Source organism: Pseudomonas sp. MF6396 (assembly GCF_002018915.1).
GTDB classification, from domain to species: Bacteria; Pseudomonadota; Gammaproteobacteria; order Pseudomonadales; family Pseudomonadaceae; genus Aquipseudomonas; species Aquipseudomonas palmensis.
Map to the genome: position 1 here is coordinate 1 of NZ_MVOK01000097.1, position 623 is coordinate 623.

At 66.9% G+C, this 623-nt stretch carries 1 protein-coding gene; it reads right to left on the minus strand.

Annotation, left to right across the window (positions count from 1 at the left end; genetic code table 11):
• A partial coding sequence (locus MF6396_RS28110; protein WP_153046154.1) for a phosphopantetheine-binding protein occupies positions 1-623 on the minus strand: 623 nt, incomplete at both ends.

The following is a 623-nucleotide window of genomic DNA, read 5'->3' on the forward strand; positions in this document are numbered from 1 at the left end:
TCAAGGCTGCGCTGGGCCGTTTCACACAGCCCCTGCAAGGCCTCGGCGTCGGCCACCGGCTGCGTCCACAGCAGTTCGCGCACACCGCCAGGGGCGCCATACTCTGCCGCCCACGCGCCATCGGCCTGCCGGGTGTAGCGCAGGCGCAGGGCATCGTGGTGGGTCAGCAGCGCTTGCAGGGCCTGATCCAGCACGGGCGCCTTCAGCGCCTGACCGGGCCTGAGCAGCAGCGCCTGGTTCCAGTGATGCTGTTCGGGTATTGCCTCGTCAAAAAAGTACTGGTGCACCGGCAGCAGCAACGCCTGACCCTGCATCGGCCCCTGGTCGATATGCTGTGCCTGTTCGCCCAGCCGGGCCACCGAAGCCAGGCCCTGCACAGTCTGGTGCTGGAACAGCGCCTTGGGGGTGAAGTGGATACCGACCTGGCGCGCGCGGCTGACCACCTGGATCGAGATGATCGAGTCGCCGCCCAGTTCGAAGAAGTTGTCGGTCAGGCCCACCTTCTCCAGCTTGAGCACGCCGGCCCAGATCGCCGCGATGCGTTGTTCGAGCTCGCTCTGCGGTGCCACATAGGCCTGCTGCAACTGGCTCGTATCGGGCTCGGGCAGTGCCTTGCGGTCGAG